We start from the raw sequence: 21,887 nt of genomic DNA, 5'->3' as shown, positions 1-21,887 counted from the left end.
GCGCCCCGTCGCGTATGCGCTGCTCAGAGCGCCAGGTGGCGGCGGAGCGCCACGTCGATCTCCGTCATCCGCTGCCGCGGCACCGCCCCGATGCGCTGCCGCATCCGGTCCGGCGCCACGGCCCGGACCTGCTCGCACTGCGCCTTGGAGTCCTTCGGCAGGCGGGATTCCCCGGCCGGCAGGAACACCTGGAAGGCCAGCACCCGTGAGGTGTTCGAGGTCAGCGGCACCACCGTGACGACGCCCCGGCCGTGCCGCTCGACCGCGCGGTTGGCGCCGTCGTTGGAGACGATCACGGCCGGGCGGGTCTTGTTCGCCTCGCTGCCGCGCACCGGCTCCATGTCGACCAGGTAGATGTCACCACGCCTCATGAGCGATTCCGTCCCCGCTCGTGCCGTCCCACAGCTTCGCGTCCTCGCTCGCGTCCCACTCCTCGAACGCCTCCGCGTACTGCGACTCCAGCTCGGCCGCCCGCAGCAGCTCGATGGCGGCGTGTATCACGGCCGACCGCGACTCGGCCTCCGTTCTGCTGGCGAACTCGTCGACGAAGGCCACGTCCTCCTGCGGCAGACTCACACTGATCTTCATACCGACAATGCTACCCGGCTTCCTACCTTGGTGCTACCGGAAAGGGGCGTGGTGGCCGGGGCGGGCCCCACCGCCCTACGGGACGGGGCCAACCCAAAGGGCGCCCGCCGGAGCCGTCCGGCAAGCGCCCCTTCGCTCCGGCAGTCGCGGAACGCCTCCGCTCACTCAGCGGGCCGTGCCGCCGTCTCCCCCGGGAAGCCGCTGGTGTCGATGGAGAACTTCCGGCCGTCGGCCAGCTCCATTTCCACCACGCCCCCGTACCGGTACGTGCTGCTCTTCTCGTACTGCGCGCCGACCGCGCCCTCGTGCAGGGTGCACACGCGGGTGAACGGGTCGATGATCAGGTAGGTCTCGATGCCGAAGCGGCTGTACTTGGCCACCTTCGTCACGTAATCGTTGGTGTCGGCCGCCGTCGAGACGACCTCGATGGCCGCGACGACGTCCATGTAGACGTAACGCTTTCCGCGCGGCTGGGCGTCGAGGTCGAGGATCGCGAGGTCCGGAGCCAGGGAGGTCTCTCCCGGGAAGTCGATGCCCACGTCGAAGACGAGGGGGACCTCCTCCCCCAGCTCGCGTTCCGCCTGCCGGATCAGGCTGCGGAGAGTGTCCGACCGGGCCGGGCTACGCGGTGCCGTGATCACCTCGCCGTCGATGATCTCGACGACGTGCCCCTCGGTACGGCTCCGTGCCTCGATGTCGCGCCAGAGCCGGTCAAGAACCGCCGTGACCGCCACCTCCCAGTGCCGACTGCCTCTCCGATCACAGTACCCACCGACCCTGACAATGCGGGCGTGGAAGGATGGCCGCACCCCGCAGACGAGGACTCTTACGAGGAGATGACCTGGTGCCTGGCACGAACCTGACCCGCGACGAGGCACAGCAGCGGGCGCGGCTGCTGACCGTGGACGCGTACGAGATCGTTCTCGACCTCTCCGGAGCGCAGGAGGGCGGCACCTTCCGGTCCGTCACGACGGTGCGCTTCGACTGCGCCGAGGCGGGCGCCGAGAGCTTCATCGACCTGATCGCGCCGACCGTGCACGAGGTGCGGCTCAACGGCGCGGCGCTGGATCCGGCCGAGGTCTTCGCCGACTCCCGGATCGCGCTGCCGTCCCTGCTCGCCGGGCGCAACGAGTTGACCGTCGTCGCCGACTGCGCCTACACCAACACCGGCGAGGGGCTGCACCGCTTCGTCGACCCGGTCGACCAGCAGGCGTACCTCTACACGCAGTTCGAGGTGCCGGACGCCCGCCGGGTGTTCGCCTCCTTCGAGCAGCCGGACCTGAAGGCGACGTTCGCGTTCACCGTCACGGCGCCCGAGGGCTGGACGGTGATCTCCAACTCGCCGACGCCCGAGCCCGAGGGCACCGTCTGGACGTTCGCGCCGACCCCGCGCATCTCGACGTACATCACCGCGCTGATCGCCGGTCCGTACCACAGCGTGCACAGCACCTGGGAAGGCGCGGACGGCCGGAAGGTGCCGCTGGGCATCTACTGCCGGCCCTCGCTCGCCGAGCACCTGGACGCCGAGGAGATCTTCGACGTCACCCGGCAGGGCTTCGACTGGTTCCAGGAGAAGTTCGACTACGCGTACCCCTTCGAGAAGTACGACCAGCTCTTCGTGCCGGAGTTCAACGCCGGGGCGATGGAGAACGCGGGCGCGGTCACCATCCGCGACCAGTACGTCTTCCGCTCGAAGGTGACGGACGCGGCGTACGAGACGCGCGCCGAGACCATCCTGCACGAGCTGGCGCACATGTGGTTCGGCGACCTGGTCACCATGGAGTGGTGGAACGACCTGTGGCTGAACGAGTCGTTCGCCACCTACACCTCGATCGCCTGCCAGGCGTACGCGCCGGGCTCCAAGTGGCCGCACTCGTGGACGACGTTCGCGAATTCCATGAAGACCTGGGCCTACCGCCAGGACCAGCTGCCCTCGACGCACCCGATCATGGCCGACATCCGTGACCTGGACGACGTCCTCGTCAACTTCGACGGCATCACGTACGCCAAGGGCGCCAGCGTCCTCAAGCAGCTCGTCGCGTACGTCGGCATGGACGCGTTCTTCCAGGGCGTGCAGGAGTACTTCAAGGCGCACGCCTTCGGCAACACCCGGCTGAGCGATCTGCTGGGCGCGCTGGAGAAGACCAGCGGCCGGGATCTGAAGACCTGGTCGAAGAAGTGGCTGGAGACCGCGGGCATCAACATCCTGCGGCCCGAGATCACCCTCGCCGCGGACGGCACGGTCGCCTCCTTCCACGTGCGGCAGGAGGCCCCCGCGCTGCCCGCCGGCGCCACCGGCGAGCCGGTGCTGCGCCCGCACCGCATCGCGATCGGCTGCTACGACCTGAAGGACGGCACGCTGGTCCGCACCGACCGCATCGAGCTGGACGTGGACGGCGAGCTGACCGAGGTGCCGTTCCCGGCGGGCACCCGGCGCCCGGACGTCGTGCTGCTCAACGACGACGACCTCTCGTACGCCAAGGTCCGCCTGGACGAGGAGTCGCTGAAGGTCGTCACCGGCCACCTCGGCGACTTCACCGAGTCGCTGCCGCGGGCGCTGTGCTGGGCGTCGGCGTGGGACATGACCCGCGACGGCGAACTGCCCACCCGCGACTACCTGGCGCTGGTGCTCTCCGGCATCGGCAAGGAGTCGGACATCGGCGTCGTCCAGTCGCTGCACCGCCAGGTGAAGATGGCGCTGAGCCTGTACGCGGATCCGGCGTGGCGCGAGAGCGGCCTCGCGCAGTGGGCGGACGCGGCGCTGGAGCAGCTGCGGGCGGCGGCGCCGGGCAGCGACCACCAGCTGGCGTGGGCCCGCGCGTTCACCGCGGCGGCCCGCTCCGACGCCCACCTCGACCTGGTCCAGGGGCTGCTGGACGGCAGCGAGACGGTCGAGGGTCTGGTCGTCGACACCGATCTGCGCTGGTCGCTGCTGGGCCGGCTGGCGGCGACCGGCCGGGCCGACGAGCAGGCCATCGCGGCGGAGCTGGAGCGCGACCGCACCTCGGCGGGTGAGCAGCACGCGGCGTCCGCGCGGGCGGCACGGCCGACGGCGGAGGCGAAGGCCGCCGCCTGGGCCGCGGTCGTCGAGGCGGACACGCTGCCCAACGCGGTGCAGGAGGCCGTCATCGGCGGCTTCCAGCAGTACGACCAGGAGGAGCTGCTGGCGCCGTACACCGCGAAGTACTTCGACGCGGTGAAGGCCGTCTGGGAGGCGCGCAGCCACGAGATGGCCTCGCAGATCGTGACCGGGCTCTTCCCGGCGCTGCGGATCGCCCCGGAGACGCTGGAGGCGACGGACGCGTGGCTCGCGTCGGCGGAGCCGAGCCCGGCGCTGCGGCGGCTGGTCGTGGAGTCCCGGGCGGGCGTCGAGCGGGCGCTGAAGGCCCGCGCGGCGGACGCGGCGGCGGGCTGACCGGCCCTTTGACGCGCGGGGCGCCCGGGACCGTGTGGTCCCGGGCGCCCCGTTTCCGTGTGCGGCCGCGGCGGGTGGCCCGGCCCGGTGCGGCGGCCGGCCCGCACGTACCGGCCGCGGTCCGGCCGGGCCACCCCGCCGGCCGCCCGCCGTCAGCCGCCCAGCGCCGTGAAGCGCTCGCCGAGGGCCCGGCGGCCGTCGGCCGTGAGGCTGCCGTGGACGCGCATCCGGGCGAGACCGCCGTCGGGGAAGACGTCGAGGCGGACGTGGGTGGCGGTGACCGCCTCGGGCAGGGCGAAGCGGTGCGGGGTGTCGGGCTGGAGCCTGGTGCGGGGCAGGATCTCGAACCAGGAGCCCTCGTCCTCGGGGGTGCCGTCGCAGCCGTACAGCGCGGCCCAGCCCGCGGAGTTGCCCTTCAGATAGGCGGTGTCGATCTCGATCGCGCGGATCTCACCCTGTGCGGCGAGGCGGAAGCGGACCCAGTCGTTGGTGCCCTTGACCCGGCGGCGGCGGTTCTCCCAGCCGTCGTCCATCTTGCGGGAGAGGTCGGGCTGGATGATCTGGGTGGGCGAGGAGTAGAAGCGGTCGGAGGCGTCCTCCACCGCGCCGCCGTGCAGCACCGACGCCAGGTCGAAGGTGCCGAGGGCGGCCAGCCACGCCGGGTCGGGCACGACCTCGCCGTGGACCCGCAGCCGGGCGATGCCGCCGTCGGGGTGCTGCTTGAGGCGCAGGTGCGTGAAGCGGCGCTCGCAGGTGACCTCGAAGCCGTTGGCGGCGTGGCCGCGGACCGGTGTGCGCGGGACGATCTCCTCCCACTTCACGTCCGGGGCGAGCAGCTCCTCGGGGCCGGGGCTGCCGGGCAGCGCGGTCGCCTCGACGGTGACCTGCTGCGGGTAGTTGCCGCGGAAGTGGGCGGTGTCGACGATGACGCCGCGGATCACGCCGGGGGCGGCGAGGCGGATCAGCGCCCAGTCGTGCTCGTCGTCGGTCGGGAAGGGGTGGTCCGCGTCCGCGCCGCGGCGCCGGCGGGTCTCCCAGCCGTCCATGATCTTGCCCTTGTGGCCGAAGCGCTCGGGGTCGAAGACCGCCGGGCCGGGCTTCAGCAGGTTCTCGCGCTCGGCGAAGAACTCGTCGTTCGCGGCGATCACCCCGGCGCCGAACCGCCGGTCGGCGAGGTCGACGAGGGAGGTGAAGGCGAAGTCGCCGCCGCGGTAGTCGGCGAAGGGGTCGCCGCCGCCGTACGGGTTCGCGTCGTTGGCGTGCGGATCGGTGGAGTCGGCCGGGGTGGTGGTCATCGTCGCCCTTCGGTGAAGTGAGGCGCCCTTCGGTGGTGCTCGGCGCTGCGGACCTCTCCACCGTCGCAGCGGCCACCCGGCAGGTCCATCGACAGTTCGTGAGGTCGTTGTTCAGGTGGACTGAACGGTGGGCGCCTCGTCCGGGGGCGCGCCGTCGTCCGCGGGCGCCGTCCGGGCACCGGCGCGCGCCGCGGCCACCTGCTGGAGCGCGGCCAGCACCCGGGACAGGCCGGGCGCGCCTTCGGAGCCGCGGCGGGCGGCGGCGACGACATGGCGGCGCGGCTGATCGGCGTGGAGGACCCGCAGGACGACGCCGGGGCCGCCGCCGGTGCCCCGGGCGGGCGCGCCGACGCCGGGCCGTGCCATCCGGGGCACCAGCGCGACGCCCATGCCCGCGGCGACCATCGCCCAGATCGCGTTCCAGTCGGCGGCGGCGTGCGCCTGCTCGGGAACGAAGCCGGCGTTCTCGCAGGCGGCTGTGGTGATCTGCGACCAGGGGCCGCTGGAGCCGAAGATCCACGGCTCGCCCGCGAGGTCGGCCAGCCGCAGCCCCGGTTCGGCGGCGAGCGGGTGGCCCGCGGGCAGCGCCACGTCCAGCGGGTCGGCCAGCAGCGTCCGGCGGCTGAACTTGGGGTCCCGGGGCGTGGGCGCGTGCGCGGCGAGGGAGAGCGCCAGGTCGACGCTGCCCTCGGCGAGCAGCTCGTACGCGGCCTCCGCCTCGGCCTCGCGCACGGCGACGGCGAGCCCCGGATGGCTGCGCCGCAGCTCCTGGACGGCCGGGACGACGAGGGCGGGGATGGCGGTGGAGAAGGCGCCGATGCGGATCCGGCCCGCCTCGCCGCGCAGATAGCCGAGGAGTTCGGCGTCGGCGCGCTCCAGCTGGGCGAAGACGACGTCGGCGTGGCGGAGCACCAGATGGGCGGCGTCGGTCAGCCGCACCCGGCGGCCGTGGGCCTCCAGCAGCGGGACGCCGAGCGCCTTGGCGAGTGAGGCCAGTTGCTGCGAGACGGCCGACGGCGTCAGGTGCAGCGCCTCGGCGGTCGCGGTGACCGTGCCCAGCTCGTGCAGCGTGCGCAGGATCCGCAGCTTCTTGATGTCCCAGTCGGCCATGCGGGCAGCGTACGCATCCGGGGGCGCGGCGCCCGCCTCCCGGCGGCCCCGGGGCGGGCTCACCGTTTGCCGCCCGCCCCCAGGGCGACCCCCGCGACGATCAGCGCCATGCACCCCACCTGGACGGGCCCGGCGCCCTCGCCCAGCACCGCGTACGACAACAGCGCCACGCAGACCGGCTGGAGGTAGTAGACGACCCCGGCGCGGGCGGCGCCGACCAGGGCTATCGCCTTGTTCCAGGTGAAGAAGGCGACGGCGGAGGAGAGGACGCCGATGTAGAGGAGCGGGCCGGCGGTGGCGGCGGTGAGCGGGAAGCCGCCCTCGACGGCGAGGCTCACCCCGTAGGCGGGCAGCAGCATCGCGGCGCCCAGGGCGAACGTCATGAAGAGGTAGGCGCGTTGGCCGATGCCGTCGGGGCGGCGGCGCAGCAGCGCGCTGTATCCGGCGAAGGTGGCGGTGGCGGCGAGCATCCACAGGTCGCCGGGGGCGAGGTCGAGCCGGGCGAGGGCCGCCGGGGAGCCGCCGCCGACGAGGACCACCACCCCGGCGAGGGCGAGCAGCATCCCGGCGATGCGGCGCGGGCCGAGCGGGGCGCCGTCGTCCGGGGCGCCGTCCGGGGCGGGCGCGGCGCGGCGCCGTCCGAGGCGGTCGAAGGCGGCGATCAGCAGCGGCGAACCGGCCGCGATCATCGCCATGTTGGTGGCGGAGGTGGTGCGTCCGGCCTGGTAGATGAGGGTGTTGAAGAGGGTGACGCCGAGCAGCGCGGCGCCGGCGAGGTGCGGCAGGTGGCGGCGGATGACCGGCCACTGCCGGCGGACCTCGGGCAGGGTGAGCGGGGCGACGGCGACGAGCGCGACGATCCAGCGCCAGAAGGCGGTCTGGACCGGCGGCACCGTCGCGTGCAGGGCGCGGGCGATGACGAAGTTGCCGGACCAGATGACGGTCGCGGTGAGCGCGAGCGCCAGTCCGACGGCGCGCGCCGTGCCTGCGCGGGGGGTGCGGGGCCGTTCCAGAACTGCCACGGTGTCCTTTCGGTCGCGGGGGTGCCCGCTCACCGTGACAGTTCCGGAAACATCAGGTCCATCGAAAATTTCGATGCGATCCGTTCAGTCGATCTGAACAGTAGGGCTCCCGGGCCTACGAGGCGGCGCGGGCCGCCCGGCGGGCCTCGATGGCGGCGCGCCGCTCGTCGAACTTCCGGGCCTGGTCGTCGAGCCCGCCCATGAACAGGCCCAGCTCCTCCTGCGCCGCCAGACCGACGGGCCCGAGGCCGCCGATCTCCAGCACCTTGAGGTGGCGCAGCACCGGCTGGAGCACGTCGTCGTGGTGGATGCGGAGGTTGTAGATCCCGCCGATGGCCATCCGGGCGGCGGCCCGCTCGAAGCCGGGCATGCCGTGGCCGGGCATCCGGAAGGCGGTGACGACATCGCGGACGGCGGCCATGGTCTGGTCCGGGGCCAGCTCGAAGGCGGCGCGCAGGAGGTTGCGGTAGAAGACCATGTGGAGGTTCTCGTCGGTGGCGATCCGGGCCAGCATCCGGTCGCAGACCGGGTCACCGGAGTGGTGGCCGGTGTTGCGGTGCGAGATGCGGGTGGCCAGCTCCTGGAACGCGACGTAGGCGACGGAGTGCAGCATGCTGTGGCCGTTGTCGGACTCGAACCCCTCCGACATGTGGGCCATCCGGAAGCGCTCCAGCTCGACCGGGTCGACCGCGCGGCTGGTGAGCAGGTAGTCGCGCATCACGATGCCGTGCCGCCCCTCCTCGGCGGTCCAGCGGTGCACCCAGGTGCCCCAGGCGCCGTCGCGGCCGAAGAGGGTGGCGATCTCGTGGTGGTAGCTGGGGAGGTTGTCCTCGGTGAGGAGGTTGACCACGAGGGCGATGCGGCCGATGTCGGTGACCTTGGACTGCTCCGGCGCCCACGCCTCGCCGCCCATGACGCCGTCGAAGTTCCGGCCGTCGCTCCACGGCACGTACTCGTGGGGCATCCATTCCTTGGCGACCTTCAGATGGCGGTTCAGCTCCTTCTCGACGACCTCTTCGAGCGCGTAGAGAAGATGGGCGTCGCTCCAGGCACTGAGGCCAGGCTCACCGTCGTGGCGGGCGGGGGCGATGGTCACGGGGGAACTCCTGGGGGGACGATGACCTACGGAACCGTAGGTTGGACCTACGGCTCCGTAGGTTACGGCATCGTAGGTGAGGTCGAGTTAAGTCCCTGACCTGCTAAATCCCCTTATTTCACCTCGTTCGCCCGTGGATACGACAAAGGGCGCCCTTCGGTTCGTACGAACCGAAGGGCGCCCTCGAAGGCGTCGGTGCCCGGCGTCAGGCCTTGGACTTGGCCTGCTTGCGGGACTTGTCGCCCACCATGACCAGCCCGGCGATGACCAGGAAGAGAACGATGGGGGCGGCGACGTAGAGGCCGAGCGTGGAGAGCACGCTCAGACCCGGACCCGGGTCGTCGCCGTCGTCGCGAACGAGCGCGAACGCGGGGGACGACATCAGCAGCATCAGCGCAGTGCCGGCCGTGACGGTTCCGGCGCGCAGGGCGTTCTTCTTGACCTTGTTCACGGAGTCAACGTATAGGACGCCCCGGCCGCCCGCGCGCCCGGGGTGGCGCAAGGTGGCACCGCCGGAGAAAGGGGGCGGCACGGACACCGGGCCGGGCACCCGGGGCCGTCAGACCTCCATGGACTCCGTGCCCAGACCGGCGGCGGTCGGCTCGCTCGTCAGCGGCAGTTCGGCGGAGATCGGGACCTCGCTGGTGAGCGGGGCGCCGGCGGCGAGCGGCGGCTCGCTGGTCAGGGGCGGCTCGACGAAGCCGGCGGAGGCGGACCCGTCCAGGCCCTCGGGGCCGGAGAGCCCGTCGAAGAGATCCGGTTCCACGGGCCCGTCGCCGGGTTTGGAGGACAGGGCGTCGAGGAGCAGCTGAGCGGACGCGGCCACGAGGGCCTCCCGTTCGTCGGCAGTGGGTCAAGGGCTGGGCTACCCAGCGATCCGGATCACAGGCGCGACCGGCCAGGAAACGTGACCCACCTCACACTACCCGGGACGGGCGATTTCGCGGTACGAGCCGGTGCGGGGCGCACAGCTTGCGGCGGGAGCGGGCGTCAGGCGGCAAGTTCTGCGGGGCGCGGGGCCGTCCGGTGGACCGCCGCGCGGGCGCCGGGCCCCGGACGCACGGCGGCCCGGGACACGCGCGCCGCCGGGCGGCGGGACGGAGCTCCCGCTCGCACGGCGGCCCGCGCACCCCGGGCCGGGCCCGGCGCACGAAGGCCCGGATCTATGCCGTCACGGCGCTGATCCGGGCCAGGGCGTCGTCGGCGCCGTACGGCTGCAAATACGGCAGCCACCGCGGATCGCGGTGGCCCGTCCCGATGATCCGCCAGGCGAGGCCGGACGGCGGGGCCGGTTGATGGCGCAGCCGCCAGCCGATCTCGGCGACATGGCGATCGGCCTTGACGTGGTTGCAGCGGCGGCAGGCGGCGACGACGTTCTCCCAGGTGTGCTGGCCGCCGCGGCTGCGGGGGATGACGTGGTCGACGCTGGTGGCGACGGCACCGCAGTACATGCAGCGGCCGCCGTCGCGGGCGAACAGCGCCCGCCGGGTGAGGGGAACGGGACCGCGGAAAGGCACCCGTACGAAACGTTTGAGACGGACCACGCTCGGGGCGGGGATGACGCGGGTCGCACTGTGCATCAGGGCGCCGGACTCCTCAAGGCTGACGGCCTTCTCATTGAGGACGAGGACGAGCGCGCGGCGGAGCGGTACGACGCCGAGCGGCTCGTACGACGCGTTGAGGACCAGGACATGCGGCACGGGTGCCTCCTTGTACGCCGGCGGCGCGTGGCTCGCGCCGGGACGATCTCCCCCAGTGTCACCCGGTGCCCGGCCGCGGCGCCACCATGACCGGGTAACGGGCCGGAGGTGTTTTCCGGCACGCCCCCTCAGTTCGCGCGGCACGGTGTTACTTCGCCCTCATTCGGGCGTACTCGTGGCGTTGCGGGAACGCCCCGGAAGCCGCCGGCGTTCGAACAAGGGCGCGGTTCGGTTCCGTTGCCCCGTTAGTGTGGTGTGTCGCCCGAGCCGCGGTGCCACCTCGGTCCGGGCATCCCGCCCCACACGGAAGGTTCTGCTGTGCACTGGTCAGCCCTCGCGGTCCCCGCCGCGCGGTACAGCGCCGCTCCGGCGCCCGACGCCACCAACCCGACGTCCTTCGAGGACGCCACGGAGAAGGCCACCAACGCGGCCGGGTGGGTGCAGGAGAACTGGGGCAACTGGGTCGAGTCCGGCCTCCAGATCGTGCTGATCATCGTGATCGCGGTGGTGCTGCGGCATGTGGTGCGCCGCACGCTGACCCGGCTCATCGACCGGATGAACCGCACCGCGAACGCCGCCCAGGGCACCGCGCTCGGCGGACTGCTGGTCAACGCCGAGCGGCGCCGTCAGCGGTCCGAGGCGATCGGTTCGGTGCTGCGCTCCGTCGCCTCCTTCGTGATCATGGGCACCGCGGCGCTCACGGTGCTGTCGGTGCTCAACATCAATCTGGCGCCCCTGCTGGCCAGCGCCGGTGTGGCGGGTGTCGCGATCGGTTTCGGCGCGCGCAACCTCGTCACCGACTTCCTCTCCGGCGTCTTCATGATCCTGGAGGACCAGTACGGCGTCGGCGACGAGATCGACGCCGGGGTGGCCACCGGCACCGTCATCGAGGTCGGCCTGCGGGTGACGAAGCTGCGCGGGCCGAACGGCGCCATCTGGTACATACGCAACGGCGAGGTCAAGCGGATCGGCAACCTCAGCCAGGGCTGGGCGACCGCCCATGTCGACGTGCAGCTCGCCGCCGACCAGGATCTGGAGCGGGCCCGCGAGGTCATCACCGCCGTCGGCGAGGAGATGTCCAAGGCCGAGCCGTGGAACGAACAGCTGTGGGAGCCGGTGGAGGTGCTGGGCCTGAGCGAGGTCTCCCTGGAGACGGTCACGCTGGGCATCTCGGCCAAGACCATGCCGGGCAAGGCCGCGGGCATCGAGCGGGAGCTGCGCTGGCGGGTCAAGCAGGCGCTGGACCGCGCCGCGATCCGCCTCGCGCCGCGCCCGGAGCCGGAGGAGGAGGACGAGGCGGCCGCGGACCCGTCCGCCGCGGTGGCCGCGCCTTCCGCGCTCAACAACCCGGACTCGCCGCAGTCCCTCGCCGCGGCGCCGATCGCCCGGCCGAAGCTGGGCAAGTAGCGCCCCGCCGCCGTCGCCCCACGGCCCCCGTACCGCACCGCGCGGTACGGGGGCCGCTCACATGGCCGGACCCGCGTGGCGGGGCAACGGCCGGGTGGTGGGCGGCAGATGACGGGACGGAGATCATCGGGAAAAGTCTTCGCGCGTAAACCATTGACGGCCCCTCGGGGCGCGCCCTACCGTCCTTGCACCGATTGGAAAGTTTCCTAACAGATGGTGGCGGGGCCACCGGGAACGGGGTGGGTGCGCACATGGCGGCAGCGGGAGCGGGGATGCCCGGAACGCCTCGGGTACTGCGGGCGATGAACGACCGGGCCGCGCTCGATCTGCTCGTGTCGCAGGGCCCGTTGACCCGTACCCAGATCGGCGAGCTGACCGGTCTGTCGAAGCCGACCGCCTCGCAGCTGCTGGCGCGGCTGGAGGCCGTCGGCCTGGTGCGGACCACCGGCAACGTCACCGGGCGGCCGGGGCCCAACGCGCAGCTCTACGAGGTCAATCCGTTCGTGGCGCAGGTCGCCGCGCTCGCCGTGGATCAGGAGGGGATCACGGCGGCCGTGGCCGACATCGCCGGGCAGGTGCGCGGCGAGGCGCGGGTGGGCACCGACGCGGTCGCCGAGGACGTGCCGAACCGCACCGCGCAGCTGGTCGCGGCCGCCGTCGACGCGGCGCTCGCCAAGGCCGGACTGGGCCGCGAGCAGCTGCACGGCGCGGTGATCGGCACGCCCGGCGCGCTCGACCCGGGCACCGGGCGGCTGCGGTACGCGCCGCATCTGCCCGGCTGGCACTCGCGGGCCCTCAAGGAGGAGCTGGCGGAGGTCCTGGGCACGCCCATCGAGATCGAGAACGACGTCAACCTCGCGGCCGTCGCCGAGCAGCACGACGGCGCGGCCCAGGACTACGACGACTTCGTGCTGGTCTGGGCGGACGAGGGCGTCGGCGCCGCGATCGTGCTGGGCGGCGTGCTGCTGCGCGGGGCGACCGGCGGCGCCGGGGAGATCGGCTACATGCCGCTGCCCGGGGCGCCGCTGGCGCGCGGCGGGGACCGCAGCGCCGCACAGCCCGACGGCGGCGGCGGCTTCCAGAGCCTGGTCGGCTCGCCCAGCGTCGTCGAACTCGCCCACGACCACGGCGCCGGCCACGTCCGCACCGTCGAGGAGGCGCTGCGCATCGGCTCCGTCCGCGCGGCGGTGGCGGAGCGGCTGGCCACCGGGCTGGCCGCGGTGGTGGCGGTCGTCGATCCGCAGCTGGTGGTGTTGTCCGGGTCGGTCGCGCACGCCGGCGGGGAGGAGCTGCGGGCGCTGGTCGAGGAGGAATTCACCGGGCTGGCGCTGCCGCGTCCGGAACTGCGTATCAGTCATATCGACGGCAATCCCATTCTCACCGGCGCGCTGCGCACGGCGCTCGCCGCCGCCCGCGACACCGTCTTCAACACGGCCTGAATTCCCTGTCCTTGTTCCTTTCCCGTCCTTACCCCTGTTCCTTGTTCCTTTTACCTGCCGCCTTCTCCTTCTTCCCGCCGTAAAGGAAGTACGCCATGCCACCCATGCGTGCAGGCCGGTTTCTGATCGTGGCGCTGGCCGGTGCCGGGCTGCTCGTGTCGGGGTGCGCCCGGCCGAGCGTCGGCAGTGACCGGGACGATCCGACGAAACCGGTGACCTTGAAGTTCTGGCACGGCTGGGCGGAGCCGGGCGAGGTGAAGGCGGTGAACGACAGCATCGCCCGCTTCGAGGAAAGCCACCCGAACATCAAGGTCGAGGCCATCGGCAACGTCACCGACGAGACGATGAACCAGGCGCTGCGGGCGGGCGGGGACGACGCCCCCGACGTGGTGTCGTCGTTCACCACCAACAACGTCGGGCAGTACTGCTCCTCGGGCATGTGGGCGGATCTCGACCCGTTCCTGAAGAAGAGCGGGCTGGACAAAGCGAAGGTCTTCCCGAAGACCTTGCTGGACTACACGCAGTACCGCGGGCGGCAGTGCGCGCTGCCGCTGCTGGCCGATGCGTACGGGCTCTACTACAACAAGGACGCGTTCCGGGAAGCCGGCATCTCCCGGCCGCCGCGGACGATGTCGGAATTCGAGCGGGACGCGGCGAAACTCACCGAGCGCAACAAGGACGGCTCGTACCGGCGGGTGGGTTTCATGCCGGCGTTCCGCCTGTACCAGAACAGTCCGGACCGGCTGTTCGCACAGTGGGGTCCGAGGTATTTCGATGCGAAGGGCAAGGCGGCGCTGGCGAAGGAGCCGCGCAGCAAGGAATTCTTCCGCACCCAGCTCAAGCTGATCAAGGCGCAGGGCGGCTACGGTCCGCTGGAGAAGTTCCGCACCATGTTCGGTGACGAGATGTCGTCGCAGAACGCCTTCCTCACCCAGAAGGTGGCGATGCATCTGGACGGCGAATGGCGCGGGTTGATGCTCAAGGAGGCGAAGGCGAAGTTCGGCTGGGACACCGCGCCGCTGCCCGTCCCCGACGACCAGGCCGGCACCTACGGGCGCGGTTTCCTCACCGGCACCGTCGCCGGCATCGCGCACAGCAGCATGCATCAGAACGCCGCCTGGGAACTGGTGAAGTTCCTGACCACCGACACCGATCAGGTGGTCGCCTTCGCCAACGCCATCCACAACGTCCCCTCGACGTTCGCGGCGCTGAAATCGCCGAAGCTGGACGCCGATCCGACGTTCCGCAGTTTTCTGAACATCGCGAAGAACCCGCACAGTTCGGCGCTGCCGCCGTCCAACAACGGCGGGCAGTACGTCACCGCGCTCCAGGACTTCTCCTACGACGTCGAAGCCGGGAAGGTGCCCGATCTCGACAAGGGGCTGCGGAGACTCGACGCACAGATCGACGCCGACAACCTCCAGTCCGAGAACTGACGGAGCCACCCATGGCACTTGCCACCCACGCGCCCGCGCTGCGCCGTAAGAAAATGCGCGAGAAACTGCGCACGGTCGGATTTCTCTCCCCCTGGCTGGTCGGCTTCTCGGTCTTCTTCGGGTATCCGCTGCTCGCCACCGTCTATTTCTCGTTCATGCACTACAACCAGATCGAGCAGCCCGCTTTCGTGGGGCTGAAGAACTGGAAGTACGTGCTGACGCAGATGCCGCTGTTCGGTCCGGCGCTGTGGAACACGCTGTGGCTGGTCGTGGTGATGGTCGCGCTGCGGGTGGTCTTCGGGCTCGGCATCGGGCTGCTGGTCACGAAGATCAAGTCGGGGGCGGGGTTCTTCCGCACCGCGTTCTACCTGCCATATCTGGCGCCGCCGGTCGCCGCGACCGTCGCGTTCGTCTTCCTGCTGAACCCGGGCACCGGGCCGGTCAACGAGATCCTCGGCGCCGTCGGCATCGACGCGCCGTCGTGGTTCAACGACCCGAACTGGGCCAAGCCGTCGCTGGTGCTGCTGTCGCTGTGGGGCATCGGCGATCTGATGGTGATCTTCATGGCGGCGCTGCTCGACGTGCCGCGCGAGCAGTACGAGGCGGCGGAGCTGGACGGCGCCGGGGCGTGGGGGAAGTTCCGCTACGTCACCTGGCCGGCGATCACCCCGATCGTGATGTTCGCGGTGGTCACCGGCGTCGTGCAGACCATGCAGTACTACACGCAGGCGCTGGTCGCCGGGAAGCTCGCCTCCGGCGTCACCATCGGCCCCGGCACCGTCATCCAGCCCGGCTATCCGGACCACTCGACGCTGACCGTGCCGCAGCTCGTCTACTCGCTGGGCTTCCAGAACTTCAACACCGGCGCGGCGTGCGTGCTCTCGCTCGTGCTCTTCGTCATCGCCATGGCCGTCACCACCCTGCTGATGCGCAAGCGCGCGGGTCTGCTCCCGGCGGAGGACTGATCCCATGACCACCACGACCCTGAGCGCCCCGGGCGCACCGGCACGCAGCGGCGGCGGCGATGCGCGCGGTCCGGCGCTGCGGGCCCGCCGCACCCGGCTGCTGCACTGGATCGCCGTGCACACGGTGGCGATCGCCGCCGCCCTCTTCTTCGTGCTGCCGTTCGTCTTCGTCTTCCTGACGTCGGTGATGAGCGACGGCCAGGCGATGAGCGGCGAATTGTGGCCCACCGAATGGCACTGGTCCAACTACGCCACCGTCTTCCACACCCCGGGCTTTCTGGACTGGTGGCGGAATTCCCTGATGTACGCGGGGCTGGGCACGCTGTTCACGGTGTGCTCGGCGGTTCCGGTGGCGTATGCGCTGGCGAAGTTCCGTTTCCGGGGCCGCCGTACGGCGATGATCCTGGTGATTTCCACGATGATGCTGCCGCCGCAGGTCGTCGTCATTCCGATGTATCTGGTCTGGGCGCAGCAGCTGCATCTGTCCGGGTCGCTGTGGCCGCTGATCATCCCGATGGCGTTCGGCGACGCGTACTCCATCTTTCTGCTGCGGCAGTTCCTGCTGACGATTCCTCAGGAGTACATCGAGTCGGCGAAGGTGGACGGCTGCGGTGAGGTCCGTACGCTGCTGAAAATCATCGTGCCGATGGCGAAGCCCGGTATCGCCGCCATCGCGCTGTTCCAGTTCTTCTACTGCTGGAACGACTATTTCGGCCCGCAGATCTACGCGGCGCAGAACCCCGGGGCCTGGACGCTCTCCTACGGCCTCGAATCCTTCAAGAGCGCGCACAGCGTCGACTGGAATCTGACCATGGCGGCGACGCTGCTGATCATGGCCCCGGTCATCCTCGTGTTCTTCTTCGCACAGAAAGCCTTCGTCGAAGGCGTCACTCTCACCGGAGTAAAGGGCTGAACCTGTGGCTGTTCCCATGAAACTCGCAGTGGTCGGCGGCGGGTCGACCTACACCCCCGAACTCATCGACGGCTTCGCGCGGTTGCGGGACGTCCTCCCGCTTGCGGAGCTGGTCCTGATCGACCCGGCGGCCGACCGGCTGGAGCTGGTCGGCGCTCTGGCCCGGCGCATCTTCGCCAAGCAGGGCCATCCGGGCAAGATCTCCTGGACCTCCGACCTGGACGCCGGTGTGGACGGCGCGGACGCGGTCCTGCTGCAGCTGCGCGTCGGCGGGCAGGCGGCCCGCAACAAGGACGAGACCTGGCCGCTGGAGTGCGGCTGCGTGGGCCAGGAGACCACCGGCGCGGGCGGGCTCGCCAAGGCGCTGCGGACCGTGCCGGTGGTGCTCGACATCGCCGAGCGGGTGCGGCGGCGCAACCCGGACGCCTGGATCGTGGACTTCACCAACCCGGTCGGCATCGTCACCCGGGCGCTGCTGACCGAGGGCCACCGGGCCGTCGGGCTGTGCAACGTCGCCATCGGCTTCCAGCGGAAGTTCGCCCGGCTGCTGGGCGTCACGCCGGAGCGGGTGGAGCTGGAGCACGTCGGGCTCAACCACCTCACCTGGGAGCGGGCGGTCCGGGTGGACGGCGAGGACGTGCTGCCGCGGCTGCTGGCCGAGCACGGTGACGCGGTCGCCGAGGACCTGCACATGCCGCGCTCCCTGGTGGACCGCCTCGGCGTCGTCCCCTCGTACTACCTGCGCTACTACTACCAGCACGACGAGGTGGTGCGGGAGCAGCGGCGGAAGCCGTCGCGGGCGGCGGAGGTCGCCGCGATCGAGAAGCAGCTGCTGGAGATGTACGGCGACGAGAAGCTGGACGAAAAGCCGGAGCTGCTGGCCAAGCGTGGCGGGGCGTTCTACTCGGAGGCGGCGGTGGCGCTGACGTCCTCGCTGCTGCGGGACACCGGCGACACCCAGATCGTCAACACCTTCAACAACGGGACGCTGCCGTTCCTGCCGGACGACGCGGTGATCGAGGTCCCGGCGACGGTCGGCGCCACCGGCGCGCGGCCACTGCCCGTGCGCCCCCTGGAGCCGCTGTTCTCCGGGCTGATCGGCCACGTCACCGCGTACGAGCGCCTCGCGCTGGACGCGGCGCTCAAGGGCGGCCGGGACCGGGTCTTCCAGGCGCTGCTGGCCCACCCGCTGATCGGCCAGATCGCCTACGCCGAGCAGCTGACCGACGACCTCCTCGCACACAACCGGGAGCACCTGACGTGGGCCTGAGCGGCGCGTCGCTCGCGATCGACGCGGGCAACAGCAAGACGGACGTGGCCCTGGTGGGCGCCGACGGCCGGGTGCTCGGCACGGCCCGCGGCGGCGGCTTCCAGCCGCCGGTGGTCGGCGTGGGACCCGCGGTGGACGTCCTCGCGCCGCTGGTCGCGTCGGTCCTGGCACAGGCCGGGGCGAAGGGCCCGGTGGCGCACGTCTCGGCGTATCTGGCCAACGCCGATCTGCCGGTCGAGGAGCGCGCGCTGGAGGCGGAGATCACCGGCCGCGGCTGGGCCGGGTCGGTGACGGTCGCCAACGACACGTTCGCGCTGCTGCGCGCCGGGCTGCCGGACGGCGCCGAGCCGCGCGGGGTGGCGGTGGTGTGCGGCGCCGGGATCAACGGCGTGGGTCTGGGCCGGGGCGGGGCGACGGCGCGGTTCCCGTCGGTCGGCCGGATCTCCGGCGACTGGGGCGGCGGCGGCCATCTCGCCGACGAGGCGCTGTGGCATGCGGCGCGCGCCGAGGACGGCCGCGGCGGCCCCAGCGCGCTGGCCCGGGCGCTGCCCGCCCACTTCGGGCTGACCACCATGGCCGAACTGATCGAGGCGCTGCACCTGCGCCGCCTGCCCGACCACCGGCGGTACGAGCTGTCGCCGGTGCTGTTCGAGGTCGCGGCGGCCGGCGACGCGGTGGCCCGGTCGATCGTCGAGCGGCAGGCGGATGAGGTGGTGCTGCTGGCGGCGGTCGCGCTGGAGCGGCTGGAGCTGCTCGGCGAGGAGACCCGGGTGGTGCTCGGCGGCGGGGTGCTGGCCGCCCGCCACCCGCTGCTGCACGAACGGGTGGTGCGGCTGCTGGCGGAGCGCGCGCCGAAGGCCGTCGCCCACGTGGTGACCGCTCCCCCGGTGCTGGGCGCCGCGCTCTCCGCCCTCGACCACGCCGGGGCCCCGGCCGCGGCGTACGCGCGGCTGCGGGAGACCTGGACGTAGACACACACCCGCAGGTCCGTGCCCAGGGGCGCGGGGCGGTGGCACGGCGGCCCCGGGGACCGCGCCACCGCCCCGCGCCCCTTCTGCGTGTGCCACCGGTCACCGGGCCCCCGGCCTCAACACCCCGCATTTCCGGTGTTTCGGGCATCGCGGGACCACCGTCGGCGAACTACCCCGGCTGATCGTCCCCGCGCGGGGCGCCGGGGCGTCACTATGGAGGAAAAGTGGGGGCAGCAGCACCCGAGAGGCGGCCGAAGCGCACCAACCACCGCGCCCCGTACGCAGTTTGGAGAGGTGATCGATGGGGGTCTTGGGACCCTTTCCCGGATCCGCGGAACAGCAGCCCGGTCAGGCGCTGGACCGCGAGGAGGCCGACCGCGCGCTGGAGCGGCTGAACGCCGAGTACGAGGCGATCGAGTCCTCGCTGGCGGCGCTCCAGGACCACGCGGGGCGCAGACTGCTCGAAGGCGCGGACCTGACCGGCGTGACCAAGGAGCGCTGGGCGGCCACCGAACGCTCACTGGCCGCGCTCTGGGCCGACTTCGACGCGTACACCGGGACGCTCGCCACCGTCCGCGCGTTGAGAGCGCGGCGGCGCTGGCTCTCCCCCGACGACCTCGCCGAGCTGACCGGACTGCTGCGCGACGCGCGGATCCCGGTGCCCGGGGCCACCGGCGACGCCGACGGCGCGCCGTGCACCCTGCGCGAACTGGTGGCCCGGCTCAACGCCCGCTACGCCCGCGCGCTGGACACCATCGTCGCCGCGGACGCGGTCTGGTCCACGCTGCCCGCCCGGATCGACCTGCTCGCCGAGGAGCTGCGGCGCACCCGCTCGCTGGCGCACTCCGTCGGCGTCCGCCCCGGGACCCACCCCTCCGGCGACGACCTGGAGGACATCACCGCCGAGCTGACCCGGCTGCGCGCCGAGGTGATCAGCGATCCGCTGGCGTTCTGGGTGGCACCGGCGGGCGGCAGCGCCGCGCCCGGCGGCGGCCGCCCGGACACCACGCGCTACGACCGGGCGGCCCGCGCGCTGGAGGACGTCCGCCGGGAGATCGAGGCGGTGCTGGACGTACGGCAGGACGCCGAGGCGCGGCTGATGCGGCTGCGGGACGTCCTCTCGCGCGCCGAGCGCACCCTGACCGAGGCGCGGCAGGCGCGCGGCGAGGTGCTGGCGAAGATCGCGTCGTGCGAGGTCCCGGCGGTCAGCGGCCCGTCGACGGCGCTGCACGAACAGCTCGCGGCCGCCGCCGACTTCCGGCGCCGCGCCCAGTGGCACCGCCTCTCGCCGCTGCTGGACCGGCTGGAGGTCAGCGCCGAGGACGAGCTGCTGCGCGCCCGGGAGTCGCTGACGGCGGTGACCGCGCCGCTCGCGGTCCGCGCCGAGCTGCGCGGCCGCCTCGACGCGTACCGCGCGGAGCTGGCCCGGCGCGGTCTGGCAGGCGATCCGCTGCCGGGTGAGCGCTACGACGTGGCCCGGCGGCTGCTGTGGAGCGCGCCGTGCGATCTGCGGGCGGCCGAGGCGGCGGTGGCGCGCTACCAGCGGGCGGCGGCGGAGGCGCTCGCCGGGGAGCGGCCGGGGCCCGGGGGCGGGGCGTGAGCGGGCCCGCGGCCGAACGCACCGGCCCGTCCGGCAACTTCGGGCGGGGCGGGCGGCACCGGGAGGATCCGGCCGACGGGGCCACCGGAGTACGGAACCTCGCCGCGGACTGGGTACTCTCCGGGGGCCACGGTGCCCGTCCGGCCTACGGACCGGGCCGTGCGGTGCCGCCGGAGCCGCCGCGCGGCCGGCGGGGCACCGACCGCGCGGCAGGGCGCGGCGTGGCGAGACAGGGATCGAGCTGGTGGAGCGGGCCTACCCGTTTCCGCCCCGGGACGTGGGTGTGACATGGGTGTGACTGGGCCGTCCAGGTGTCCGAACTGCGGCGAGCCGCCGGAGGAGGAGGGCGCGGGCTGCGGACGCTGCGGCGCCGGGGTTCCGGCGCCGCCCGACCCGCAGACCCGGGTGCCCGACGCGGCGCTGGGCGGGGAGGCGGCCGGGCGGCAGCCGGCCACCGACCCCCGGGTCGCCGGGTACGAGGCGGTCGCCGACGCCGCCGAGCAGACGCCGGTGCGCGGCGTCCGCCGGTGCGTGCTGTGCGGTGCGGGCGGGGTGGACGCGGCCGGTCACTGCCCGCGCTGCGGGCAGGCCCAGCCGCGCGAACGCGACCACATGGAGCGGGAGTTGGAGGGCGTCGGCGCGGTCAGCGACCTCGGCCGCCGCCACCACCGCAACGAGGACTTCTTCACGGTGTCGGCGACGGCCCTCCAGGACGGTTCGCCCGCCGTCGTCGCCGTCGTCTGCGACGGCGTCTCCTCCGCGACCCGGCCCGACGAGGCGTCGGCCGCGGCGTGCGAGGCGGCGTGCGAGTCGCTGCTGGAGTCGCTGCCGCGCGGCGTCCACGCGCAGCGGGCGATGCACGACGCGGTGGTGACGGCGGCGACCGCGGTCAACGCGCTGGCCGGGCCGGACGACCCGCAGGAGCCGCGCCGGGAGAACGCCCCGGCCTGCACCTTCGTCGGCGCGGTGGTCGGCGGCGGGCTGCTGACCGTCGGCTGGGTCGGCGACAGCCGCGCCTACTGGGTGCCGGACGACCGCGGCGTCCCGCCGACCCGGCTGACCGAGGACGACTCCTGGGCCGCGCAGATGATCGCGGGCAATCTGATGTCCGAGGCGGAGGCGATGGCCGACGAGCGGGCCCACGCCATCACCGGCTGGCTGGGCGCCGACGCGTACGAGGTCGAGCCGCACACCCGGCACTTCCAGCCGGACGGCCCCGGCGTCGTCGTGGTCTGCACGGACGGGCTGTGGAACTACGCGGAGTCCGCCGAGCAGATGGCCGCGGTGCTGCCCGCCGACGCGCACGCCCGGCCGCTGGAGAGCGCCCGGACGCTGGTGACGCATGCGCTCGACGGCGGCGGACACGACAACATCACGGTCGCGGTGGTGCCGTTCCCGGCGCCGGCGGGGCACTCCGCGACGGCCTGATCCGGGCCGTCCGGCGGCGGTCCGGCGAAACGTTGCGGACACCCGTGGGTGGGACGTACCCATTCGTCGGATCGGCACCGTTTCGGGTGGCGGGTGACGCACCCCACACCCCGGGGCGGACGGCGGCCACGACGCCCGGTGAGGCCCCGGGAGCGGGCGATTCCCGCTCCGAGGCGGGCGGCGGCGGCGCGGGCGCGACCGGTACTGTGCGACGGGGCGGCGGCTCCGGCAG

Annotated in this window: 20 protein-coding genes; 10 read left to right on the top strand and 10 right to left on the bottom strand. The window is 72.6% G+C overall.

Features of this window, described 5'->3' with window-relative positions; genetic code table 11:
• Nucleotides 1-23: 23 nt before the first annotated feature.
• The 3 genes from ABT345_RS32160 to ABT345_RS32150 all read right to left on the bottom strand — a co-directional run bounded on the left by ABT345_RS32160 (nucleotide 24) and on the right by ABT345_RS32150 (nucleotide 1,322).
• Nucleotides 24-371, bottom strand: a complete 348-nt coding sequence (locus tag ABT345_RS32160; protein WP_345084195.1) for a type II toxin-antitoxin system PemK/MazF family toxin — start codon at nucleotides 369-371, stop codon at nucleotides 24-26.
• Nucleotides 358-588, bottom strand: a complete 231-nt coding sequence (locus tag ABT345_RS32155; RefSeq protein WP_345084198.1) for a ribbon-helix-helix domain-containing protein — start codon at nucleotides 586-588, stop codon at nucleotides 358-360. Before ABT345_RS32155 ends, ABT345_RS32160 begins: the two co-directional genes overlap by 14 nt.
• A 161-nt stretch (nucleotides 589-749) precedes the next feature.
• Nucleotides 750-1,322 carry a Uma2 family endonuclease gene (locus ABT345_RS32150; RefSeq protein WP_345084202.1) on the bottom strand — a complete coding sequence of 191 codons (573 nt, stop codon included), beginning with the start codon at nucleotides 1,320-1,322 and terminating at the stop codon, nucleotides 750-752.
• A gap of 110 nt (nucleotides 1,323-1,432) precedes the next feature.
• On the opposite strand from ABT345_RS32150, the gene pepN reads away from it, so the two are divergent.
• Nucleotides 1,433-4,003 carry an aminopeptidase N gene (pepN, locus tag ABT345_RS32145; RefSeq protein ID WP_345084205.1) on the top strand — a complete coding sequence of 857 codons (2,571 nt, stop codon included), beginning with the start codon at nucleotides 1,433-1,435 and terminating at the stop codon, nucleotides 4,001-4,003.
• 152 nt (nucleotides 4,004-4,155) lie between these two features.
• Here pepN and alc read toward each other — a convergent pair whose 3' ends face one another.
• The 7 genes from alc to ABT345_RS32110 form a co-directional block, all read right to left on the bottom strand.
• Nucleotides 4,156-5,298: an allantoicase gene (gene alc, locus ABT345_RS32140; RefSeq protein ID WP_345084208.1), complete on the bottom strand. Its 1,143-nt coding sequence runs from the start codon at nucleotides 5,296-5,298 to the stop codon at nucleotides 4,156-4,158.
• Nucleotides 5,299-5,409: 111 nt separating this feature from the next.
• A complete protein-coding gene (locus ABT345_RS32135) occupies nucleotides 5,410-6,408 on the bottom strand; it encodes a LysR family transcriptional regulator (protein WP_345084211.1) in 999 nt (332 codons plus the stop codon).
• Between the two features lie 59 nt (nucleotides 6,409-6,467).
• Nucleotides 6,468-7,430, bottom strand: a complete 963-nt coding sequence (locus ABT345_RS32130; RefSeq protein ID WP_386461167.1) for a DMT family transporter — start codon at nucleotides 7,428-7,430, stop codon at nucleotides 6,468-6,470.
• 115 nt (nucleotides 7,431-7,545) lie between these two features.
• Nucleotides 7,546-8,526 carry an acyl-ACP desaturase gene (locus ABT345_RS32125; protein ID WP_345084214.1) on the bottom strand — a complete coding sequence of 327 codons (981 nt, stop codon included), beginning with the start codon at nucleotides 8,524-8,526 and terminating at the stop codon, nucleotides 7,546-7,548.
• Nucleotides 8,527-8,731: 205 nt separating this feature from the next.
• A complete protein-coding gene (locus ABT345_RS32120; RefSeq protein ID WP_345085119.1) occupies nucleotides 8,732-8,917 on the bottom strand; it encodes a hypothetical protein in 186 nt (61 codons plus the stop codon).
• A 168-nt stretch (nucleotides 8,918-9,085) separates the two neighbouring features.
• Complete coding sequence (locus ABT345_RS32115; protein ID WP_345084217.1) at nucleotides 9,086-9,352, bottom strand: hypothetical protein; 267 nt, start codon at nucleotides 9,350-9,352, stop codon at nucleotides 9,086-9,088.
• A 337-nt stretch (nucleotides 9,353-9,689) separates the two neighbouring features.
• Nucleotides 9,690-10,226 carry an HNH endonuclease gene (locus ABT345_RS32110; protein WP_030283966.1) on the bottom strand — a complete coding sequence of 179 codons (537 nt, stop codon included), beginning with the start codon at nucleotides 10,224-10,226 and terminating at the stop codon, nucleotides 9,690-9,692.
• A gap of 318 nt (nucleotides 10,227-10,544) precedes the next feature.
• Here ABT345_RS32110 and ABT345_RS32105 point away from each other — a divergent pair, with 318 nt between their 5' ends.
• The 9 genes from ABT345_RS32105 (at nucleotide 10,545) to ABT345_RS32065 (ending at nucleotide 21,655) form a co-directional block, all read left to right on the top strand.
• On the top strand, nucleotides 10,545-11,633 hold the full coding sequence (locus ABT345_RS32105; RefSeq protein ID WP_345084223.1) for a mechanosensitive ion channel family protein: 1,089 nt from the start codon (nucleotides 10,545-10,547) through the stop codon (nucleotides 11,631-11,633).
• 272 nt (nucleotides 11,634-11,905) lie between these two features.
• Nucleotides 11,906-13,072, top strand: coding sequence for an ROK family transcriptional regulator (locus tag ABT345_RS32100; protein WP_386461170.1), 1,167 nt, complete (start codon nucleotides 11,906-11,908; stop codon nucleotides 13,070-13,072).
• 95 nt (nucleotides 13,073-13,167) lie between these two features.
• Nucleotides 13,168-14,508, top strand: a complete 1,341-nt coding sequence (locus tag ABT345_RS32095; RefSeq protein ID WP_345084226.1) for an ABC transporter substrate-binding protein — start codon at nucleotides 13,168-13,170, stop codon at nucleotides 14,506-14,508.
• Nucleotides 14,509-14,519: 11 nt separating this feature from the next.
• The gene (locus tag ABT345_RS32090) at nucleotides 14,520-15,473 is read left to right on the top strand and encodes a carbohydrate ABC transporter permease (protein WP_345084229.1); all 954 of its coding nucleotides are present in this window, start codon (nucleotides 14,520-14,522) and stop codon (nucleotides 15,471-15,473) included.
• Between the two features lie 4 nt (nucleotides 15,474-15,477).
• Nucleotides 15,478-16,386: a carbohydrate ABC transporter permease gene (locus ABT345_RS32085; protein WP_345084232.1), complete on the top strand. Its 909-nt coding sequence runs from the start codon at nucleotides 15,478-15,480 to the stop codon at nucleotides 16,384-16,386.
• Between the two features lie 16 nt (nucleotides 16,387-16,402).
• Entirely contained in the window at nucleotides 16,403-17,656 is a 1,254-nt protein-coding gene (locus ABT345_RS32080) for a 6-phospho-beta-glucosidase (protein ID WP_345084235.1), read from the top strand.
• On the top strand, nucleotides 17,647-18,627 hold the full coding sequence (locus tag ABT345_RS32075; RefSeq protein ID WP_345084238.1) for an N-acetylglucosamine kinase: 981 nt from the start codon (nucleotides 17,647-17,649) through the stop codon (nucleotides 18,625-18,627). The genes ABT345_RS32080 and ABT345_RS32075 overlap by 10 nt, the downstream gene beginning before the upstream one ends.
• 301 nt (nucleotides 18,628-18,928) lie before the next feature.
• Nucleotides 18,929-20,227, top strand: coding sequence for a hypothetical protein (locus tag ABT345_RS32070; RefSeq protein WP_345084240.1), 1,299 nt, complete (start codon nucleotides 18,929-18,931; stop codon nucleotides 20,225-20,227).
• 288 nt (nucleotides 20,228-20,515) lie between these two features.
• Nucleotides 20,516-21,655 (top strand): PP2C family protein-serine/threonine phosphatase, encoded by a 1,140-nt coding sequence (locus ABT345_RS32065; protein WP_345084243.1) that lies wholly within the window; start codon nucleotides 20,516-20,518, stop codon nucleotides 21,653-21,655.
• Nucleotides 21,656-21,887 lie beyond the last annotated feature (232 nt).

The organism is Streptomyces sp. NPDC000404 (genome assembly GCF_040300365.1).
Classification (GTDB): Bacteria; Actinomycetota; Actinomycetes; order Streptomycetales; family Streptomycetaceae; genus Streptomyces; species Streptomyces ramulosus.
The sequence above is the reverse complement of the archived record's forward strand: the minus strand, read 5'-3'. Positions and strand labels throughout refer to the sequence as shown.

Bases quoted from the DNA above. Each gene is read 5' to 3' on its own strand.
- ABT345_RS32120 (WP_345085119.1), bottom strand. From the start codon at position 8,917: ATGCTGCTGATGTCGTCCCCCGCGTTCGCGCTCGTTCGCGACGACGGC.
- ABT345_RS32085 (WP_345084232.1), top strand. From the start codon at position 15,478: ATGACCACCACGACCCTGAGCGCCCCGGGCGCACCGGCACGCAGCGGC.
- ABT345_RS32095 (WP_345084226.1), top strand. From the start codon at position 13,168: ATGCCACCCATGCGTGCAGGCCGGTTTCTGATCGTGGCGCTGGCCGGT.
- ABT345_RS32070 (WP_345084240.1), top strand. From the start codon at position 18,929: ATGGGGGTCTTGGGACCCTTTCCCGGATCCGCGGAACAGCAGCCCGGT.
- ABT345_RS32135 (WP_345084211.1), bottom strand. From the start codon at position 6,408: ATGGCCGACTGGGACATCAAGAAGCTGCGGATCCTGCGCACGCTGCAC.
- alc (WP_345084208.1), bottom strand. From the start codon at position 5,298: ATGACCACCACCCCGGCCGACTCCACCGATCCGCACGCCAACGACGCG.
- ABT345_RS32100 (WP_386461170.1), top strand. From the start codon at position 11,906: ATGCCCGGAACGCCTCGGGTACTGCGGGCGATGAACGACCGGGCCGCG.
- ABT345_RS32080 (WP_345084235.1), top strand. From the start codon at position 16,403: ATGAAACTCGCAGTGGTCGGCGGCGGGTCGACCTACACCCCCGAACTC.
- ABT345_RS32090 (WP_345084229.1), top strand. From the start codon at position 14,520: ATGGCACTTGCCACCCACGCGCCCGCGCTGCGCCGTAAGAAAATGCGC.
- ABT345_RS32155 (WP_345084198.1), bottom strand. From the start codon at position 588: ATGAAGATCAGTGTGAGTCTGCCGCAGGAGGACGTGGCCTTCGTCGAC.
- ABT345_RS32160 (WP_345084195.1), bottom strand. From the start codon at position 371: ATGAGGCGTGGTGACATCTACCTGGTCGACATGGAGCCGGTGCGCGGC.
- ABT345_RS32065 (WP_345084243.1), top strand. From the start codon at position 20,516: ATGGGTGTGACTGGGCCGTCCAGGTGTCCGAACTGCGGCGAGCCGCCG.